Source organism: Dyadobacter sp. CY351, assembly GCF_021502625.1.
GTDB lineage: Bacteria > Bacteroidota > Bacteroidia > Cytophagales > Spirosomataceae > Dyadobacter > Dyadobacter chenhuakuii.
This window is the reverse complement of the sequence record NZ_JAKFFU010000003.1, coordinates 176,450-197,604: the sequence shown is the minus strand read 5'-3', so window position 1 is coordinate 197,604 and position 21,155 is coordinate 176,450. Positions and strand designations below refer to the sequence as shown.

Here is a 21,155-nt window from a genome sequence, read left to right as displayed (position 1 = left end):
GATTGCCAAGCAAATGATATAACAGACAGCCAAAAATTTTGATAACGGGAATTTCAAATAAAATATTTCTCACGTCCAATTTTAATGCATTACCGGACAGTGCAGGACAGTATGAAATCGAATTACGCATACTATTGCGATTAATACAATTCGAATCATTTATTGCATTTATTATATAAAAGGATCATGTTTAGCAGCAGATCAACCAACCCTCCAATCAAGATTTCATAAGTCGTCTCATCTTTTCAATCCTTAAACACCTTAGCGTATGAATGAAATTCGACAATCAAGACTGGGCGTTTGTCTACGGCTATTTGGGAAAATCGCACTAAGCCAAATGCTGGTTGGCGCTGCCCTAACCAGCAGCTCAGAAGCAGGAACGGCCTCGAACCACTTGAATGGCCACATTGCTATGGTAGCAGACCGCTCCATTAAAGGAAAAGTGGCCGATGACAAAGGACTGGGCCTGCCCGGAGTAAGTGTCATCCTCAAAGGTTCCAGTACCGGAACCGTAACCGATTCGGAGGGGAGTTATAGTCTGAACATTCCGGAGACCGGGGAAAATGTTTTGGTCTTTTCCTTCGTCGGGTACGTACCAAAAGAGGTGACAGTGGGAAATCAGTCTGCTGTCAATGTGGAATTGCTAGTTGATACCAAGGCATTGGAAGAAGTGGTCGTGGTTGGCTATGGTACGCAACGCAAGCGCGACATTACTTCGGCGGTGTCAGTTATCAGTATGGAGGATATTGGCGAAGTGCCTAAGTCCAATGTTACGCGTATGCTGCAAGGACAAGCTCCGGGTGTTATTATTAAGCAGAAAAGTGGAACGCCGGGGCAGCAATTTGAAGTGAAAGTACGCGGGATCAGCTCATTAGGAGCAGGAAGTGACCCGTTGTATGTGATTGACGGATTTCCCGTCGGCATATCAGCCGGGCAGAACCTGAACCCCAACGACATTGAAACCATATCGATCCTGAAAGATGCAGCTGCAACCGCCATTTACGGCGCACGCGGTTCCAATGGCGTGGTTTTGATCACAACTAAATCTGCCAAGGATGGAAAGACAAATCTCAACATATCAGTAGATTATGGCATCCAGAATGTTCCTGAAAGCCGCAAAACCAAAGTGTTGAACGGACAAGACTTTGCGCAGTTTAAGCGGGAAGTTTTCATAGGGCGATATGTATTGGCTAATAAAAAACAACCCGAAGAATCGGAGATTCCCATTGATTTCAGAAATCCCGCAGATACCAAATATTCGACCAACTGGTTTGACCTGATTTTGCATAATAATGCACCTTACAAAGACATTAACCTGACATTATCGTCCGGAAAAGGTCCGATCAAGTCTGTTGTTTCTGCCGGTTACTACAAGGAAGATGGTGCTTTGCAGTACACAGGATATGACCGCGCATCGTTACGCACCAACCTCGCCGGTGAAGTGAACAAGTTCATTACCATCGGGATGAACATTGCCGGAAGTTACTCCCGGTCCAGTTTGTCCAGCACCGACGGCCGTAATGCGCAGGTTGGCTTAACATTGATTGCCGATCCACGCTATCCTGCCTATAATGAAAAGGGTGATCTGATCCCTTATTACAATGGCGTTGGTGACATTTTCGGCTTTCCTAACCCGCTATATATGCTCAAAAACATCAACCGGAACAGGAACATTGCAGATGTGCTGGCAAGCGGTTACGTAGAACTCAACATTGCCAAAGGACTGAAATTCAGGTCTTCTGTGAATGCGAAGATCAACTACAACACCTACAAGGAATACATTCCTTCGACAATCGGCTTGCCCGTGCAGACCGGAACAAATGGTGCGCCTCCGCGTCTGGCGACCGAACGGGACGACTCGGAAGAGTTGAAGAACTACGCTACTGACCAGGTTTTGACCTACACACCAACCCTAGGCAAAGATCACAGCCTGGAAGCAACAGTGGGTTATTCGGCTCAGCAGGAAGTGGTTAAAGGCTTATATGGATCCGGAAATACATTCCCGGACGACCTGACGCCGTTTTTGGGTAGTGCCACCATTCGTTCGTCCAATTCTATGGAGCGTAAATGGACGATGCTCGCCTACATTGCGCGCTTAAACTATGCATTCAGGGACAAGTATCTGTTTTCCGCCACATTCCGGCGCGAAGGCAGTTCCAGGTTTAGCGAAGGACATCAATTTGGCAATTTCCCGGCCGCTTCTGTGGGATGGAGAATTTCGGAAGAATCATTTATCCCGAAAACACCCTGGCTCACCGACCTGAAACTGCGCGCGAGCTGGGGTATGACAGGAAATAATACGTATCGTGTGAGCGCGAACAACAATTTTGGTGTCGGTCAGAATGCAGGTGATGACGGGAATTATGAAAGTTTGTCATTCCTCGGCGTGAACAACTACATTCTCGGCAACACATTGGCCTCCGGCAAAACAGTAACGCGCTTCGCTAACCCCGAGCTTACCTGGGAAACTTCCAACCAGCTGGACATCGGTTTGGATCTCGCAACATTCGATAACAAGCTGGTTTTTACTATCGAATATTATAAAAAGATCACAGATGATATGCTTCTCGGATACAGCATTCCAGCTGTTTCCGGATTCACGTCAACACTGAAAAATCTGGGTAAAGTGGAAAACCAGGGCATTGAAGTGGCTGCTAATTACCGCATTAAGGTAGGTCAGGTCAATCTGAGGACAAACGCGAACATTACATTCAACCGCAACAAAGTGCTGGCCATCCGCGGACAAAATGATTTTATCCTGCAAGGAAGCCAATACGGCGGTTACAACATTCAGCAGGTAGGCCGTCCGATCGGGATGATCTTTGGTTATCGTAAACTGGGCATCTTTAATACACAGGCTGAAATCGATGCGGCACCATTGCAGGAAGGTGCGGTGCCAGGCGCTATGATCTTTGCGGATCTGCATGGCGCAGCCGACGGCGGACCCGATGGCATTGTGTCGTATGATACAAAGGACATGACTGAAATTGGTAACCCAAACCCAAAATTCAACTGGGCCTGGACCGTGGGTGCTGATTACAAGCGTTTTGATGTGAGCGTTTTATTGATGGGTGCCTATAAGTATGACATTTACAGAAACATCGAGGCGTCTACCATGAATATGGATGGTGTTTTCAATGTTTTGGAAAAATCCAAAGACAGATGGAGATCTCCTGAAAACCCTGGCTCAAATCCGGGCGCTAAAAATTCACAGGGCGGAACGGACTATTTCAAATGGTCACGCGAGAGCAGCGAGCGCTATGTGTATGACGGAACGCATATGTGGATCAAAAACGTAACGATTGGCTACACGCTTCCAAAGTTGAACGGCATTCTTTCTGATGCACGGATATTCGTAAATGCGGCCAACTTGTTTTTGATAACCAAATATCCCGGCAACAACCCTGACGCGGGCGTAAGGGGCGGAACGGAGCTCAACAATGACGATGAGTCCTATCCTGTTCCCAGAACATTCTCCGCAGGCCTGAAAGTCAACTTCTAAATCCCATGAAAATGAAAAAAATTACAGCAATAGGTTTGGTCGTACTTCCGCTGCTTCTGGCTTCATGCGGTGAAGATTTCCTTAACCAGACGGACCCGACGAAGGTGAATGTAGACTTGTTCTATAAAAATGAGGCACAGGCTAAGCAAGCGTTAAATGGTGTTTACGCACAGTTGCAATCTATAACCAACACCGCTTATCTGGCAGGTGAATTTCAAACGGACAACACAACCATTGACCTCAACCCGTCCGATCGCGGCGGCGCAGGCGGTTGGGAAGCATTTGAGTTTTCAACCGTCAATTCGGGCAATGGCGAGATTGCGGCCATCTGGAACAATTACTACGCTACCTTATACAATGCGAACCTGACATTGGAGCGCATCGCAGATGCGGACATTCCGGAGACACCCAAAAAGGAAATTGAAGGCCAGTTGAAATTCCTGAGAGCTTATCTGTATTTCAATCTGGTCCAGTATTTCGGTGATGTGGTGATTGTAACCAGCACATTTGCGGTTCCTGAGCCTACTTTTGAACTCACCCGGTCACCACAGGCAGATGTGTGGGCGCAGATAGAAAAAGACTTGAAAGAGGCAGTCGCTTTGCTGCCGGAGAAGTATGCCTCATCCGGCGACAAAGGTCGGGCAACCAAGGGCGCAGCTTTGTCGCTCCTCGGCAAAGCATATCTGACTACTAAAAAATATCCGGACGCCATAAGCACGCTCAAAGAAGTCACTAAGCTTGGTTATACATTAAATGCTAACTATGCCGATAACTTTGATCCTGCGCCTGCCAAGAAAAACGGCCCGGAGTCGATATTTGAGATACAGTATCAGGGAGACAACGACCTCGGTGAGCAGAGCAACTTTCAGTATGTGTTCGCGCCCAGGGTTTCCAAAGGCGCGGTTACAGGCTTTTCAGCAGGTGCAAACGGAGGTCGGAATTCACCTACCAATGATATGATTGCGGCATATGAAGCGGGTGATCTGCGCAAGGACCTTTCGCTTAAAACCAGTTTTACGCTGGATGGCAAAGTTTATCCCGTTCCCTATGTGAGCAAATACAACTATCCCCACACCATTGTGCAACGGACCAATACAAACTGGCCGGTTCTGCGTTATTCGGATGTGTTACTAATGCTCGCAGAATCCATTAACGAACAAACCGGACCCACAGCCGAAGCAGCGGATTATCTGAACCAGGTAAGAAAGCGTGCCGGACTAGCTGCATCGAAAGCCACCGGCAAGGCAGACTTCCGGGCCGCGGTGCTCAAAGAAAGGAGAGTTGAGCTTGCATTTGAAAATCACCGCTGGTTTGATTTGAAAAGAACAAAAACACCTGGTGAATGGGCCGCATTCATGAATGCGCATGGAGCAGCCGAAAGGGCAAAGCCAACCGTCGACAGGGGCAATGTGCCTTTCAATTCCACGGATTATGTTTTCACAGAAAATGAATACCTGCTGCCGGTCCCTGCACCCCAGATCCTCATCAATGCTAAATTGACGCAGAATCCAGGATACTAAGGTGACTTATAACGTGTCTTACTAAATCAATAGGGAAAAGCGCTGATGACGAGTGGCTTCTCCTTATTGATTTAGTAAGAAAATCATTCATTTTTTCGTTGAGTAATAGGCTTCCAAGTTTTCTGCTATTGGAATTTTTCTAAAAAACCCCGGTAATTAAATATTTAAGCAAGACAGAACAGGATAGTCTGACAAGCGATTCGTTCTAGTATTGTATAACATTACAGGCCGATGCCTGTACCAAATTCCTAATCCACTAATCTTCCGCATTGTGTTACTTGAAGCAACCGAAACTTTCTGGCTTTGGCAATTTTTAGGACGATTGCATCCCATGATGGTCCATTTTCCCATTGGATTGCTATTCGTCGCATTGATTCTGGAATTAATAGACTGGAAACGAAAATCAGCACGCCTGCGTGACGCGGTCAACATTATGACATGGATCGGCGTTGCAAGCGCCGCTTTATCCGTCACATTCGGTTTGTTACTGTCGGACGCAGAACAATCGCAGGGCGAGACATTTGAAATTCACCGCTGGGCCGGCTTCATTACACTGGGGCTGGCTATCCTGGCGACGATTTCGCTACGTAATGCCAACAGGAACGTTTACCGCTCGCTGCTATTCGTGACCGTTTTTGGCGTTTCTCTGGCGGGCCACTATGGTGCCATGATCACGCATGGCGACGATTACCTTACCAGCGTTATGCCATCATCTGTGGAGCCTGAGCAGGAACAATCCAACGAAGATCCCGCAGACTTTGTGCTTACGAACAATGGTGCGCTTAACCCGCAGCAGGTTCAGGACCTGAATGTGGAAGTCAGGACGATTTTAGCTCACAACTGTTACAGCTGCCATGGCGAAGCAAAATCCAAAGGCGATCTGCGGCTGGACAGCAAGGATGCTATCATGAAAGGGGGAGAGAATGGCGTTGTCGTTGTTCCTGATCACCCCGATAAAAGTGAAATAATCAGGCGAATTTCCCTTCCCAAAGGCGATAAGGAAGCCATGCCGACCAAGGGCAAGCGGCTTACTGAAAGAGAAATCAAAGTGCTTAAATATTGGGTTGAAAAAGGCGCATTATGGCCGGATGGTAAGCAAAAAAGCATCTACCGAGTCGCTGCCCTCGAACCGCGGATGCCCGTCCTTCCGGCTGCGAGCGGCGACATCGTACTTCCAGTAGACCGTTTGGTTAATGCATATTTTCAAAAAAACAAAATTTCCTGGAAACCGGCGGTGAATGATCGCATTTACATTCGCAGGGTTTACCTGGACATTATCGGTTTATTGCCGCCGCCTGAAAAGGTGGAAGCATTCGTTGCGGACGAACGGCCCGATAAAAGAGAACTACTGGCAAAAGAACTCCTGAACCGTTCAGATGACTATGCTCAGCATTGGATGTCGTTCTGGAATGATGCCCTTCGGAACGACTATTCCGGAACAGGATACATTACGGGCGGAAGGTTTGACATTACCAAATGGCTCTACTCATCTTTGCAGGTCAATAAACCGTACAATTGGTTTGTGAAAGAGCTGATCAGCCCGGTCAAAGGTTCGGAAGGTTTTATTAAGGGAATCAAATGGCGCGGGACGATCAATTCCAGTCAGCGCACCGAAATGCAGGCCGCGCAGAATGTGTCGCAGATTTTCCTGGGACTTAACCTTAAATGTGCGTCGTGCCACGACAGCTTCATCAGCGACTGGAAGCTCGCCGACTCTTACGCATTCGCAAACATCTTCGCCGATACATTACTTGAAATTAACCGCTGCGACAAACCGACCGGAACAATAGCCGGAACAAAAATGCTCTTCCCGGAACTGGGCGAAATCAGCGTGAATGCAAGCACCGAAAAAAGATTGCGCGAACTCGCCGACTTTCTGGTACAGCCTAAAGACGGCCGGCTTTACCGCACCGCCGTTAACCGGGTCTGGGCGCAGCTGCTCGGACGCGGCATTGTCGAACCCGTGGACATGATGGACAACATGCCATGGAGTGAAGACCTGCTCGACTGGCTTTCCTCGGATTTCGTTGCCAATGGTTACGACATGAAAAAATTGATCTACACCATTGTCACATCAAGGACATATCAGCTTCCTTCCTCATCCGTTAAAGAGGCAGCCGACATTATGGCCAATGACTACAAGTTCACCGGCATGGTGAGAAGAAGGCTCACCGCTGAGCAGTTCTCCGACGCCATCAGCACGGCGTTCAATCCCATGTATGCCGATTCGGCAATCGTGTATAAACTGCTTCCAAAAGATATTAAGAAACGCCTGCCATTTGCACGCGCTGCCTTCGTGAAAAACGACCCGTTCCAGACTTCACTCGGTCGTCCGAACCGGGAAACAGTGAGCACTTCACGGACTTCGCAAGCCAATTTATTGCAGGCATTGGAGCTAACAAATGGAAGTAAATTCACGAACACATTGAAGGAAGGCTCGAAGATATGGAAGGAGAAATATCCAACTTCTGATTCACTCGTCACGGCACTTTATCAGAATGCATTAGGACGGACACCGCTCGCAAAAGAGCTGGCGGCAGCAAAACGAATCCTGGGTCCGGCACCAAATGAGGAGAGTATTCAGGATCTGGTTTGGGCGATAGCGCTCGTTCCCGAGTTCCAGTTAATTTATTAAGATTTAAATGATAAGTATTTTTCAAAAGCACAAATCAATTAGTACTTAGCATACATTGTATAATACATTACTTTATTTATTTTTAATACATAATATAAATACAAAAAGTATTATTAATATGTAATGTGAAATTGCTAATGTGTTAATAGTGAGCTAATAAAAAAATCATAAGAGATGAACACTACCTGGAATAGGAGAGAATTTTTGCAGAGAGCGAGTGCCGCCACAATGGCAGCGCTGGCTGCGGGAGCACCTGTATCAAACATTCTTTCATCTTGCAAAAGCATATCCGGACCAGAATCTTCGGCTGACACCGTCATTTTATTATGGATGGCTGGCGGCATGGCGCACACAGAAACCTTCGATCCGAAGCTTTATACGCCGTTCGAAAAAGACATGGAAGGCAACCGCGTGCTCAGCACTTTCAAGTCAGTTCCTACTGTTTTGGATGGCATCCATTTTTCCGACGGATTACAGTCTATTGGAAAAGTGATGGATAAGGGCACATTGATCCGCTCATATGTGGCGGCTGATATGGGACACATTTTACATTCCCGGCATCAGTATCACTGGCACACTTGCTACGAGCCACCGCAGACAGTGGCAGCTCCGCATATGGGTTCTTGGATAGCCAAAGAACTGGGTCCCAAAAATCCGGTGATCCCCGCGTTCGTGGACATTGGACAGCGGTTCACTGTCGGGGAAGCAGAAGAATTAAAGGCCTTTCATACGGCAGGATTTCTGGGCAACGAGTTCGGTCCGTTCTTTATTCCGGACCCAAGCCAGGGCCTCGAAAGCGTGCGGCCGCCGGTGGGTATGGACGCAAAACGGTTTGAGCGCCGGAACCAGCTTTATAATGAGCTTATTAATAACAGCCCGGTAGGGGAATTCGGCAGCGATTACCAGCGCGAATCGTTGAAAAGGTCCATGGAGCAGGCATATGCATTGCTGAACTCACCCGAGTCCAAAGCATTTGACCTAAGTACCGAACCAAAAGAGAGCTATAACATTTACAACACAGGCAAATTTGGCCTGGGATGCTTACTGGCCCGCCGTCTCACAGAGCAAGGAGCAAGGTTCATCAGCGTAACAACTGAATATGAGCCATTTAAAGGATGGGATACGCATGAGAACGGCCATACGAGATTGCAGGAGATGAAAAAACAAATCGACGGGCCGATTGCGCAATTGATCAAAGACCTCGATAAACAGGGCTTGCTTGACCGGACAATGGTGGTACTGGCCAGTGAATTCAGCCGTGATATGATGGTGGAAGGCAAGCCAGACGCCAAAGTATTGGAACAGGTGCAGCAGCCCGACATTCTTTCAGACCTGAAATTCTACGGAATGCACCGTCATTTTACAGACGGCGGCTCCATGTTAATGTTCGGCGGCGGGATCAAGAAAGGGTTTGTTTATGGAAAGACCGCAGACGAACGTCCATGCAAAACCATCGAAAATCCGATCAAGATAGACGGCGTCCACCAGACCATTTATCACGCCCTCGGCATTGCGGAAGACACGCAGTATGAAGTAGAAAAACGACCGTTTTACACTACACCCGACGGGAAAGGAAAAGCAGTGATGGAGTTATTGTCATAATAGTTAAACTGAGTCAAAATCGCCGGGTGGTATCTGCCTGGCGATTTTTTTATGAGTTATATCCAAAAAAGTCCTGCTAATTAAATATTAATTAAAACCAGACAGAGCAGGATAGTCCGTTGTATCAATCCTCCTAGTATTGCAATATATTACTATAAGAATTAATTATTGTCCTATACAAATATGACAATCCGGTTCTTTCAATCCGCCTTACCAATTCCTAAACCCTTACAAGCTATTCACCTAACCCATATTCGTATGAAAACATGAACAAACCTCCGCGCCGTCAACAAAGAAAGAACGGTCCAGCCCCTGCTAGTCACTAAACCTAAAATTTCTTTTTATGAATCAATCTCGACAATCATCCTATTGTGCCCGGTTGAATTCCCTGATCAAGCTTTCACTGAGTCAAGTGCTCATTGGGACTGCTTGCGGAATTTCGGCTGTTGCAACTCCGCTTTTTACGCCTAATCCTGTATTTAATAACAAAAACATTTCCGTTGACAAAACCATCAAAGGTAAGGTTAGCGATGAAGCCGGGGAAAAAGTCCCTGGCGTAAGCATTGTACTCAAAGGATCTACGACCGGTACCGTTACCGACGCCGAAGGATCCTACACGATTAATGTGCCTGATGCAGGCGGAACATTGATTTTTTCTTCGGTAGGCTTTCTGTCTCAGGAAGTTGCGATTGGTTCCGGTGCAACCATCGACGTAACCCTTGCAACAGACTCCAAAGCACTTACCGAAGTGGTTGTTGTAGGTTATGGTAGCCAATTAAAAAGAGAAATTACCGGAGCTGTTCAGACAGTTAGCGCGGCAGACATTAAGGACGTGCCCGTATCCCAGATCACGCAAAAACTGCAAGGACGCCTTGCTGGTGTGCAGATCAACCAAACCACTGGTAAGCCAGGGCAGGGAATGTCGGTCCGTGTTCGCGGCCAGGTTTCGGTATCAGCGGGTAGCGACCCGTTATACGTTATTGACGGTTTCCCGATCACTGGTAACATTGGTGCATTGAACCCGGATGAGATTGAAGATATTTCTGTATTGAAAGACGCAGCCTCTACTTCTCTTTACGGTTCGCGTGCAGCCAATGGCGTCGTGCTTATCACAACCAAACGCGGCCAGCCAGGTGAAACCAATGTGGGATTTACCGCTTATTACGGTATCCAGAATGTACCTAAAAAAGGGCGCGTGGAAATGCTGACAGCTCAGGAATTTGCTCAGTTCAAAAAGGAGCTTTTCGAGGACGAGAACAAAGCCGTTCCGGAAGCATTTAAGAATCCAGAGCAATATGCAAACAAAGATAACGACTGGTATGATGCAGTTTTGCGCAATGCACCGATCCAGAGTTACAACCTTACAATCACTTCCAATAAGGACAAATTAAAAACGTCGTTGGTTGCGGGGATATTCAACCAAAAAGGTGTCGTTGTAAATAACGATTACAAAAGATATTCACTACGGATGAATTCTGAGTACGACGTTTCCGATAAGATACAGATCGGCTTCAACATTGCTCCTCAGTATATTTTTGATAACACCCCGAGAACCGATGGCGACCGCGGGACAGGTATCCTTTTCAATGCATTGCATACATGGCCGGTTATGCCGATTCGTGATGAAAATGGTCAATTGACCAAGGTAAACACCTTTCCAGAGGGAACCGGAAACATTTTCCAGTATCCAAACTGGGTGCGGGCAGCAGAAGAGTTAACTAACGAAAACAAGAACACCAAATTACTAGGTAATACATATCTTGTTTACAGTCCGATTAAGGGACTGAAATTGAGGGCTACATTGAATATTGAATACGAGAATAACAAATTTTTCTTTTTCAACCCTTCAACGGCAACCAGTAATATTAACGTAGCAATCCCGACAACGGCTGTTTCTATCCGCCAAAGTCTGGAAAACGTGGGCTGGCTGAATGAGAACACGGCTGTTTACAACCGCAGCTTCGGAGATCACAACTTTGAATTACTGGCGGGATATACCCAGCAGCGTTACCGTCAGGATTTTACGCGTATCCAGGCTGATACTTACACGGATGACAGACTTCCAACTGTTCAGGGAGCGATCAACATCAACCGCGGCGGAACACAAACCGGTGCAAACGAGTGGGCATTGACGTCTTATCTATCCCGTCTTTCCTACAATTACAAAGGCAAATATCTGTTCACTGCCGCTGTGCGTGCGGACGGTTCGTCGCGTTTCGGATCAGATAACCTTTGGGGAACATTCCCGTCTGCATCTGCGGGTTGGGTCGTATCTGATGAAGAATTTCTTAAAAATGTAAGACAAGTTTCCTTTGCAAAAGTACGTGGTAGCTTTGGTGTGATTGGTAACAACAACATTGGTAACTACACACAATATGCGCTTGTGAACAACACTACCAATGCTGTTTTCGGTGGAAATGTGGCTACTGGTGCTGTTGTATCATCTTTGGCAAACAGAAACCTGGGCTGGGAAACAACCAAGCAATTTGACATTGGACTTGACTTGGGTTTATTCAACGACCGGATTCAGTTCATTTATGACTTCTACACGAAGCGGACTACCAATTTGCTTTATGCTGTACAGGTTCCGCAGGAATCGGGTTTCCCATTCTACAATGACAACATTGGTGAGATCAAATTCTGGGGCCATGAATTTTCTTTGACAACCAGAAACCTGGATGGAAAGCTGAAATGGACAACCAATGCAAACATTTCTTTCAATAGAAATAAGGTAATGGAACTTGCACCAGGCATCGATCGTGTTTACGGATCATTCCACATCACACAGGTTGGTCAGCCGTTTGGTCAGTTTTACGGAATGGTGAAAGAAGGGTTTTACAGGAGCGCAGAAGATTTGGCTAACTCGCCGATCATTCCCGGACGTTCAGCAATCGGAACCATCAAACTAAAAGATGTGAATGGCGATGGCACCATTACATACGGCGGCGACGCAGATGACCGTACCATTATCGGTAACCCATTTCCTAAATTTACTTACGGAATCGTTAACGATCTGAAATATGGCAACTGGGATTTCTCTATTGCAGGATCGGGCTCGTATGGCAACGAACTTTGGGTGCGTCACCTTTACAGCACGGCCAACCTCGACGGTGTATTCAACATGGTGGCGGGCGTAAAAGATCGTTTCCGTGTTAAAAACACAACAGTTAATGGAATCGGTGTTGCGACTACGGTGATCAGCGAGGGTAATGGAATGTACGGAGCAACTAACAATGGCGGTAACTACACGGGTATCGAGAGAGACTGGAACAGCTCGCACTTTGTAGCGGACGCTTCTTATTTCACGATCAAGAACATTACAATCGGCTACAACATTGGTAAGGTGAATAAGTTTTTCAAGAATGCCCGTGTTTACGGTTCAATCCAGCAGGTTTATGTTTTCACCAAATACTGGGGCGGACCTAACCCTGAAACCAGTGCACAAGGTGATGGTAATGGTGACGGTGGTAACCTGAGCCAAGGTGTGGATTTCTCGAATTATCCGGTTCCACGTACATGGACATTGGGTGTGAACATGAATTTCTAAGCCAGCCAACATTCAATTCAATATTAATTATCAGAAGATGAAAAAAAGATATATAGCGACCTGGTTCCTGACATTTGCGTTAGCAGGATGCCGCGAAGAATTCCTGACTGTTATCCCGGAAACGGCATTGAGCTACGGAATATTTTTCAAAACGGAATCGGATTTTCAACAGGCTGTCAATGCTGCCTATGTTCCGTTCCGCCAGATGTACAACGAACGTGCCTGGGTGTTGGAGGAAATGCATTCGGATAATACGTATTATGCAAGAAACACCCTCTACGGTGCGGTGGACGCAACTGAAAACGTTGCCGACTTCGCGGTTCCGACTGCGGGAGGTGTTACTGCAAATGACAACGTACTGGTTCAGTATCGTCTTAATTATCAGATTATTGCAAGAGCGAACCAAATTCTCGCACTGATTGACGGTGTGGATTTCGCAGAAGATCGCAAGAAAAACCTGAAAGGTCAGGCGTTGTTCCTAAGGGCATTTGCATACTTTGACCTTGTGCGGCTGTTCGGAAAAGTGCCGCTTCACCTTGTGCCTGTTGTCGGACGTGAAGATGCTGCATCGCCGCTGGCCAGCACCGAAGAGATTTATGCACAAATAGAAAAGGACGCAAAAGAAGCGGGTGGCCTGTTGCTGAACAAAGCAAAACAGGAGGCAGGGCGTGCCACTTCGGGTGCTGCCAAAACATTGTTGGCCAACCTTTACATTACCCAGAAAAAATGGGCTTTGGCCGAACCGGTGTTAAAGGATGTGATCACAAACGACGGCTATTCTCTGATGCCGGATTATGCCAATGCATTCTCGACAACGACTGCAAATAAGAACAATGCAGAATCGGTGTTTGAGATCCAGTATATGGAAGGATCGGCCGGGTACAATGGTAATCAGATCTACCGTTTTATCCCTTCGCCAATTTCCGCCACTGAAATCGCACCGCTTACGGGCACGTCAAACCCTCAGGCCACTTCGCAGGAAAGTAACAACATTCCTACGCCGGATCTGATCGCAGCTTATGAAACAGGTGACAAGCGGAAAGACATTTCCATTGGTTATGTGACTTTGAGCGGAAGTCTTGCAGAAAATAAGACTTATCCGTACATCAAAAAATATGCAAAGCCGCACTCACTGCATAACAACACTGGTCAAAACTGGCCCGTTTACCGATATTCAGAGGTGTTGCTCTTCATGGCAGAAACGCTTAATGAATTAGGAAAACCAGCCGAAGCAGCAACTTACCTCAACCAGGTTCGTACCCGCGCAGGCCTTGCGGCAACAAAAGCGACATCGCAAGCAACCATGCGTGAAGCGATCTTCAAGGAAAGACGTGTTGAGCTTGCATTCGAAAACAAGCGCTGGTTCGACCTCACCCGCACCGGTCGTGTGAAGGAGATCATCGGCGCTTATGGGGCAAAAGTAAAAGCCAATCCACAAGCTTACTACTTCCCCAAAGGAGCCGTTCCTCCGCCAAACGCATTCACAGTCCTGGACGACTATTACGGTCTGCCGGCAGTAGAAGCAGCGTTGACGCCGCATTTTTAATGATTGAATGTTGAATGATTGAATGAGCGGGCGCCGCTGCGCTGAATGTTGAATGACAGAATGAGTGAATGAATGAATATTTGAATTGCGATTCTGCGATTCAATGATTTCATCATTCACTCATTTTTCTTTTTAAAATTCATTCAATCATTCACTAATTCAATCATTCACTCATTGAACTTCCCCGACACAACAGGATAGTCAAAATAGCGTTTCGTCTTAATATTGTATCTATCAGATTATTTGAAGTTTAAATTTGCTTTATTAAAGAATGTAAAATTCCAGTTTCACCCTGAACGAATGCTTTTTTCATATTTACTTAACTCTTAGCTGTAAAATGTACACTAAAAAACAATGGTCTAAACTTCCTATGACACTCGCCGTGCTGCTTGCAGTAGGCGTTTTCTGCGGGGTTATGCTCAGTAACCGAACTGCCAAACACCGTCCGCCGGGTTCAAAGGTGGATAAAATCAAGCTGCCAGAAGGCTTTAAAGCAGAACATTTATATAGTCCTTCCGAAGAAAAAAATGGTTCGTGGGTTTCCATGACATTTGATGACAAAGGACGGATGATCACATCTGATCAGTATGGCGGTTTGTTCCGGCTTGTATTGCCTCCAATCGGCTCTACTGAAAAACCAAAGGTGGAAGCTTTGAAAGTGGAAGGCGATACTGCGAAGGTGGCAATGGGTTATGCGCATGGTCTGTTATATGCGTTTAACAGCCTTTATGTAATGATCAACAACCGCGAAAGCACCAAATTTCCGAAAGGAAGCGGTTTTTACCGGTTGCAGGATACAGACGGTAATGATCAATATGACAAGATCACATTGATTAAGCCATTGAAAGGCGAAGGAGAGCACGGACCGCACAGCATTGTGCTTTCACCAGACAAAAAATCGCTTTATGTGGTTGCCGGTAACTTCACCGATCTTCCGAAAATGGACAGCTATCGGCTGATGCCTAATTGGAAAAATGACAATCTTTTCCCATTCATCAAAGACCCTCGCGGACACGCAGCTGATAGACATGCGCCAGGCGGCTGGATCGCGAAAACGGATCCGGAAGGAAAATCCTGGGAACTTGTAAGTGCAGGTTACCGTAACTCGTATGACATTGCTTTCAATGAAGCAGGTGATCTTTTCATCTATGATTCGGATATGGAATGGGATTTCGGTACACCATGGTATCGCCCAACCCGCGTTTGTCACGCAACCAGCGGTGGTGATTATGGATGGAGAACAGGCTCAGCCAACACGTCGCCAGCATTCGCGGACTTCCTTTCACCGATCATGAACATTGGCCAGGGATCGCCTACAAACCTCATTTACCTGAACGAGGCAAGGTTCCCGGCGAAATACAAAAACACGCTCCTGGCATTTGACTGGAGTTTTGGTATCGTTCACAGTTTGCATTTGAAACCAAACGGTTCAACATACTCGGCAGATCACGAAGAGTTTCTGTCAGGAGCACCACTTCCTCTTACAGACGGAGCAATCGGTCCGGATGGCGCATTGTATTTCCTAACCGGTGGCCGCCGCCTGGAATCTGACCTTTACCGGGTGTATTATGGAGACTACAAAAATATCCCGGCTGGTGCAAATACAGTAAAGCCTGTGCTTACGGCAGAACACAAGCAACGCACAGATCTGGAAAAATTCCATGCAGTAAAAGATCCAAAAGCAGTAGAAACTTCATGGCCATATTTGAAAAGTCCTGATCGTTTCCTGCGCTTTGCAGCACGCTTAGCAATTGAACATCAGCCTGTTGCAGAATGGGAACAAAAAGTTTATGCTGAAAAAGACCCGCAAACATTGATTTATGCATCCATAGCGTTGGCGCGCGAAGGAGATTCTACAAAAGTAGGAGGGCCTATTTTAAACGGACTTACCAAGATCGACTATGCGAAGCTGAATGATCTTCAAAAACAAGCACTGCTTCGCGCTGTCGAAGTGACGCTTTACCGCACAGGACAGCCGGATGCGGCAACAAAGCAAGCAGTAATCGCTTACTTGAATCCAAAATATCCATCTCCGAGTGCTTTGCAGAACCGTTTTTTAAGCAAAATCCTGATCACTCTCGAAGCGCCGAAAGCCGTTGAAAAAACGCTTGCGCTGATCCAGAAGAATGAGAAATTTGATGATAAGGACAATGAAATGGTGACAGCTTCTGCCGACCTTATTTTGAGAAACCCTCAATATGGTCTTGATTTGGCTGGTCTTCTGGAAAAAATGCCGCCACAACAGCAAATGTTCTACGCAATCATGTTGAGCAGCGCCAAAACAGGCTGGACGCCACAATTGAGTGAACAATATTTCAAATGGTTCGCCAAGGCATTCAGCTATCAGGGTGGTCGCAGCTACATTGGATTTATAGACAAGGCGCGACAACTGGCATTGAAAAACGTTCCGAAGGATAAGGTTGCTTATTATAACAAACTGTCTGGTGCTGAGTTACTTACCGGCACCGGTAACGATCTGGTAAAAATGTACTCGCCAAAAGGACCCGGACGTGCCTGGAAGCTGGATGAAGCCGTTGCGCTTGTTCAGGACAGCCTTGCTAACCGCGATTTCGATAAAGGCAAGATGATTTTTTCGGCTGTACTTTGCAACCGTTGCCACGTAATTCAGGGCGAAGGCAATGATGTAGGACCAGATTTGACACAACTCGGAACACGTTTCTCGGCCAAAGACATGCTGGAATCAATTATTGATCCGAACAAAACGATTTCGGACCAGTTTGGATCAGTCGCTTATACAATGAAATCGGGAGAGTCAATTGTAGGTCGTCAGATCAATGAAGATGCTAACGCTTATTACATTGCCCAGAACCCGTTTGATTCTAAAACGATCCGCAAGATCAGCAAAAAAGAGGTTGCATCTACTAAAATGTCAACCGTTTCTGTCATGCTTCCAGGCTTGATCAACGGTTTGAATCCGAATGAATTAAGAGATCTGGTTGCTTACCTGATGTCAGGAGGCAATAAAAATAACCCGATTTATACCGAAGCTTCGGCTCCGAAAGGCGGGAAATAGATCATCGATTTTTTGAGTAGATTATGTTTTATTAAGCTTAATATAGTGGTGCAGGGAATCCCTTGCACCACTACTTTTTTATCCAGTTCCACAATTTTCTGCATGCAAATGAAACGTATCGAAAGACGTTCTGTTTTAAAAAATATTGCCGCCAGCGCGGGATTAATGACTTTACCGGTTTCTTTGGCAGAAGCATTTGCCGCATCGGAAAAAGCATTAGGTCCGAAACTCAATGGCAAGATCAATCACTCCGTTTGTAAATGGTGCTATGGGAAGATCCCTCTGGAAACTTTCGCACAGGACTGCAAGAAAATCGGCATAACTTCCATAGAGCTTTTGGGGCCTGCCGAATGGCCGATCATTAAAAAGCACGGACTAACCTGCGCATTGCCATGGGGCGAGGGCCTGACCAGAAATATTGAAAAAGGCTTTAACGATCCAGCCAATCATGAAGAGCTGATCAAAGGTTTTGAAGATGTGATCCCAAAAGTTCGGGCGGCAGGTTATGACAAAATTATTTGCTTTTCGGGAAACCGCCGCGGCATGTCTGACACAGACGGCTTGCGTAACTGCGCGGTCGGACTCAAAAAACTTATCCCGACTGCGGAAAAGCACAATGTAACTTTGGTAATGGAATTGCTCAACAGCAAGGTGAACCACCGGGATTACCAGTGCGACCGGACAGAGTGGGGGGCAGCCCTTTGCGAAATGGTTGGCTCGGAGAAATTCAAGCTTCTTTACGACATCTACCACATGCAAATTCAGGAAGGTGACGTGATTGCGACAATCAAAAAATACCACAAATACATTGCCCATTATCACACAGGCGGCGTTCCCGGACGGAATGAAATTGACGAAACGCAGGAATTGTATTACCCCACAATCATGAAAGCAATCGTCGAAACCGGTTACAAAGGCTTTGTAGGTCAGGAGTTTATCCCAAGCCGTAAAGATGACATCGCATCGTTGAAACAGGGTGTAACCATTTGTGACATCGCCTGATATTTATTTTAAAATACTTACTTATATGTCTACGAGACGATCTGTATTAAAGAGTTTAGCCGCAGGCACCGGCGTACTTTCGCTGTCCGATGTTTTTGCTGCAAATGAAAAAGCCTTAGGTTCAAAACTAAATGGCAAGATTAATCATTCGGTTTGTAAATGGTGTTATGGCAAAATTCCGCTGGACACTTTTGCAAAAGAATGTAAGGAAATGGGCATAACGTCCATCGAATTACTAGGTCCGGAAGATTGGCCAACACTTAAAAAATATGGCCTGACCTGTGCATTGCCAAACGGCGCCGGGATGGGAATTGAAAAAGGCTTTAATGATCTTGCATTACATGACGAGCTTGTAAAAAGCTACGAAGATCTTTTTCCCAAATTAAAGGAAGCGGGATATTCAACAGTCATTTGTTTTTCGGGCAACCGACGTGGCATGTCCGACATTGACGGTATGCGTAACTGTGCAATCGGATTAAGAAGGTTAATGCCGTCTGCTGAAAAGCACGGAATTACGATGATCATGGAGTTGCTGAACAGCAAGGTGAACCACAAAGATTACATGTGCGATCATACTTCATGGGGTGCAGGCTTGTGCGAAATGGTTGGCTCAGAGAACTTTAAGTTGCTCTACGACATTTATCACATGTCCATTATGGAGGGCGATGTCATAGCAACGATCAAAAAATATCATAAATACATCGGACATTATCACACCGGGGGAGTTCCTGGCAGAAATGAAATTGACGAAGGGCAAGAGTTGTATTACCCGGCTATCATGAAGGCCATTGTCGACACCGGCTATAAAGGTTTTGTCGCGCAGGAATTTATTCCAAAACGTGAACCGCTGGCTTCCCTGAAACAATGTGTGCAGATTTGTGACATTGCCTGATTCGAAACTTAATGAAATCGAGATCGTCATTTAAATCGGATCTCGATTTCATTACAATATTCTTTATCAAAAGGCCCGTTTCTGAACTTTTAGCAGCATAAATCAAAATGACGATTGTCATTTTACCGAGCTTAAAATGCCTCTATTAATGCTCAATATCAGCCAAATAAGCTTCAAATAGCTGAAATTGATCGCCCTTAGAATTGAATAGAACAGCACATCCCGCATCTTAGACTGATATAACGAATTCTAATTGCCCATACACCTGAACTCAAATTCAGGATCCATTTGTTGTATAATTTATATTATGTTAAATAGACTTTGCTAAATGAAACAAGCGCCTATTCAGCGCTTGTTTCATTTATTATATCAATAAACTTCTTACTCTTCAACGCAAGCAACTTGTTTTGCAGCGAACTGCTCAAGAACTCCGTTTACAGTAGTCAAGTTATCTTTTGCCTCAGCTTCGTCTTTCGCTTGGATAGCTTTTTCAAAATATGGCTTCGCCTTTTTGAACTTACCACAAACACGACCTTCGATTTCTTTGCCGCGTTGCTGATACTCAGTCATGTTCATATTGTCAACTTCGCCTTTCAATTGTACAGCTTCGTTGAAATAGAAAACACCAAGGTTATACAAAGCGTCATAATTTGCACCGTCGATCTCCAATGCTTTCTTGTAGTTCGCAATAGCTTTCTCGCTCGCGTCTTTTTGCTTCGCTTTCAAGTCTGCCAATTGTTTTTCAGATCCTGACGATGCACTGCTTTGTGCAGCTTCCGTCGCAGATTTCACTTCGCCTTCCATTGTTGCAATGGTTGCGATCGTTTCTTTTTTCTTAGCATTTACATCTGCGAGCTGACGTTTCAGATCCGCATTTTTTGGCTGCTTCTTAATCAACGCACCAATACGTTTCACCTCGCCGTCATAAACTTCGATCTTGCTTTTTTCTGCTTCCAGGTTTTTAGTCAGACTTGCAGCTGATTTACTTCCTGAACCCATCTTAGCACTCAACTGCTTCACGCTGTCCGCAGCAGTGCGCTGCATGTTATCGTAAAGAATTGCAAGGTTAACCACGTTCTGAATATTTTTAGGATCAGCTTGTGCCAATGCTTCCAGTTCGCTGATCGCCTTAGACTCATTACCTGACGCCAAAAGAATGTTAACAACTTCTGCTTTCAGGTCTTTGTTGTTTGGCGACTGCGCTAATCCTTTGTTCAAAGCTTCAATCGCTTTGTCGAAGTTTTTCTCTTCACGATATAGCTGTGCCAATCCGTAGAATACGCTTGGATCTTTACCGCCATTTGCAGCATATTTTTCGAATTGCTCTCTTGCAACGTCTTTCTTATCAAGCTGTTGCGCAGCAATTCCGCCGTAAAGCGAAGCCAGCGTATCTTTCTTATTGATTTCCTGAGCAGCTGTGAACATTTCAAGAGCACCGTTCAGGTTTTTGGCCTGGTATTTTTCAGCACCCTGCTTTACAATTGCATTGAAAAGTTGAGATCCCTCTCCGCCTGCAAGCACATTTTCAGCTTCCTTCGCAGACTTACCAGGTTCACCTTTTTTAGTTTTGTCAAGCTCCACAACCTTTTTGTAAGCTTCTAAAGACGTTTTGGCTGCACTTGAATCTACTTCTGATCCCTGCAAAGCAATGTTTTCATACAATTTTGCTCTTTCCATCCAGAATGAAGCCTTTGCACTAGCCTTTGCATCAGTCAGGTCTTTATCGCTTTTCTCTTTATCCTTACGAAACTGGTCTACAACAGCCTTGTTTACAGCATCGTCCTGCGCAAACGCTGACATACTGAAAAGGCTAAGTGCAGACACAAAAAACAATTTTTTCATAAATATTAAACTTTGGTTGTGATTGATTGTTCG

General features: G+C 45.8%; 10 protein-coding genes. 9 read left to right on the top strand and 1 reads right to left on the bottom strand.

Going from position 1 to position 21,155, the window contains the following annotated elements; genetic code table 11:
* Positions 1-268: 268 nt before the first annotated feature.
* The 9 genes from L0660_RS06445 (at position 269) to L0660_RS06405 (ending at position 19,280) form a co-directional block, all read left to right on the top strand.
* Positions 269-3,502, top strand: a complete 3,234-nt coding sequence (locus L0660_RS06445; RefSeq protein ID WP_310589626.1) for a TonB-dependent receptor — start codon at positions 269-271, stop codon at positions 3,500-3,502.
* Positions 3,503-3,513: 11 nt separating this feature from the next.
* Positions 3,514-5,022 carry a RagB/SusD family nutrient uptake outer membrane protein gene (locus L0660_RS06440; RefSeq protein WP_235158677.1) on the top strand — a complete coding sequence of 503 codons (1,509 nt, stop codon included), beginning with the start codon at positions 3,514-3,516 and terminating at the stop codon, positions 5,020-5,022.
* Between the two features lie 331 nt (positions 5,023-5,353).
* Positions 5,354-7,657: a DUF1549 domain-containing protein gene (locus L0660_RS06435; protein WP_235159219.1), complete on the top strand. Its 2,304-nt coding sequence runs from the start codon at positions 5,354-5,356 to the stop codon at positions 7,655-7,657.
* 174 nt (positions 7,658-7,831) lie between these two features.
* Positions 7,832-9,259 (top strand): DUF1501 domain-containing protein, encoded by a 1,428-nt coding sequence (locus tag L0660_RS06430; protein WP_235158676.1) that lies wholly within the window; start codon positions 7,832-7,834, stop codon positions 9,257-9,259.
* Positions 9,260-9,602: 343 nt separating this feature from the next.
* The gene (locus L0660_RS06425; RefSeq protein ID WP_235158675.1) at positions 9,603-12,806 is read left to right on the top strand and encodes a TonB-dependent receptor; all 3,204 of its coding nucleotides are present in this window, start codon (positions 9,603-9,605) and stop codon (positions 12,804-12,806) included.
* A 37-nt stretch (positions 12,807-12,843) separates the two neighbouring features.
* The gene (locus L0660_RS06420) at positions 12,844-14,352 is read left to right on the top strand and encodes a RagB/SusD family nutrient uptake outer membrane protein (protein ID WP_235158673.1); all 1,509 of its coding nucleotides are present in this window, start codon (positions 12,844-12,846) and stop codon (positions 14,350-14,352) included.
* A 337-nt stretch (positions 14,353-14,689) separates the two neighbouring features.
* Positions 14,690-17,386 carry a c-type cytochrome gene (locus L0660_RS06415; protein WP_235158671.1) on the top strand — a complete coding sequence of 899 codons (2,697 nt, stop codon included), beginning with the start codon at positions 14,690-14,692 and terminating at the stop codon, positions 17,384-17,386.
* Positions 17,387-17,494: 108 nt separating this feature from the next.
* On the top strand, positions 17,495-18,388 hold the full coding sequence (locus tag L0660_RS06410) for a hydroxypyruvate isomerase family protein (protein WP_235158670.1): 894 nt from the start codon (positions 17,495-17,497) through the stop codon (positions 18,386-18,388).
* A 25-nt stretch (positions 18,389-18,413) separates the two neighbouring features.
* On the top strand, positions 18,414-19,280 hold the full coding sequence (locus L0660_RS06405) for a hydroxypyruvate isomerase family protein (protein ID WP_235158668.1): 867 nt from the start codon (positions 18,414-18,416) through the stop codon (positions 19,278-19,280).
* Between the two features lie 381 nt (positions 19,281-19,661).
* Here the strand turns inward: L0660_RS06405 and L0660_RS06400 are convergent, their stop codons facing one another.
* The gene (locus tag L0660_RS06400) at positions 19,662-21,122 is read right to left on the bottom strand and encodes a lipopolysaccharide assembly protein LapB (RefSeq protein WP_235158667.1); all 1,461 of its coding nucleotides are present in this window, start codon (positions 21,120-21,122) and stop codon (positions 19,662-19,664) included.
* Between the last annotated feature and the right edge of the window lie 33 nt (positions 21,123-21,155).

Coding starts and splice junctions, on each gene's coding strand:
- L0660_RS06445 (WP_310589626.1), top strand. CDS start 269: ATGAATGAAATTCGACAATCAAGACTGGGCGTTTGTCTACGGCTATTT.
- L0660_RS06440 (WP_235158677.1), top strand. CDS start 3,514: ATGAAAAAAATTACAGCAATAGGTTTGGTCGTACTTCCGCTGCTTCTG.
- L0660_RS06435 (WP_235159219.1), top strand. CDS start 5,354: ATGATGGTCCATTTTCCCATTGGATTGCTATTCGTCGCATTGATTCTG.
- L0660_RS06430 (WP_235158676.1), top strand. CDS start 7,832: ATGAACACTACCTGGAATAGGAGAGAATTTTTGCAGAGAGCGAGTGCC.
- L0660_RS06425 (WP_235158675.1), top strand. CDS start 9,603: ATGAATCAATCTCGACAATCATCCTATTGTGCCCGGTTGAATTCCCTG.
- L0660_RS06420 (WP_235158673.1), top strand. CDS start 12,844: ATGAAAAAAAGATATATAGCGACCTGGTTCCTGACATTTGCGTTAGCA.
- L0660_RS06415 (WP_235158671.1), top strand. CDS start 14,690: ATGTACACTAAAAAACAATGGTCTAAACTTCCTATGACACTCGCCGTG.
- L0660_RS06410 (WP_235158670.1), top strand. CDS start 17,495: ATGAAACGTATCGAAAGACGTTCTGTTTTAAAAAATATTGCCGCCAGC.
- L0660_RS06405 (WP_235158668.1), top strand. CDS start 18,414: ATGTCTACGAGACGATCTGTATTAAAGAGTTTAGCCGCAGGCACCGGC.
- L0660_RS06400 (WP_235158667.1), bottom strand. CDS start 21,122: ATGAAAAAATTGTTTTTTGTGTCTGCACTTAGCCTTTTCAGTATGTCA.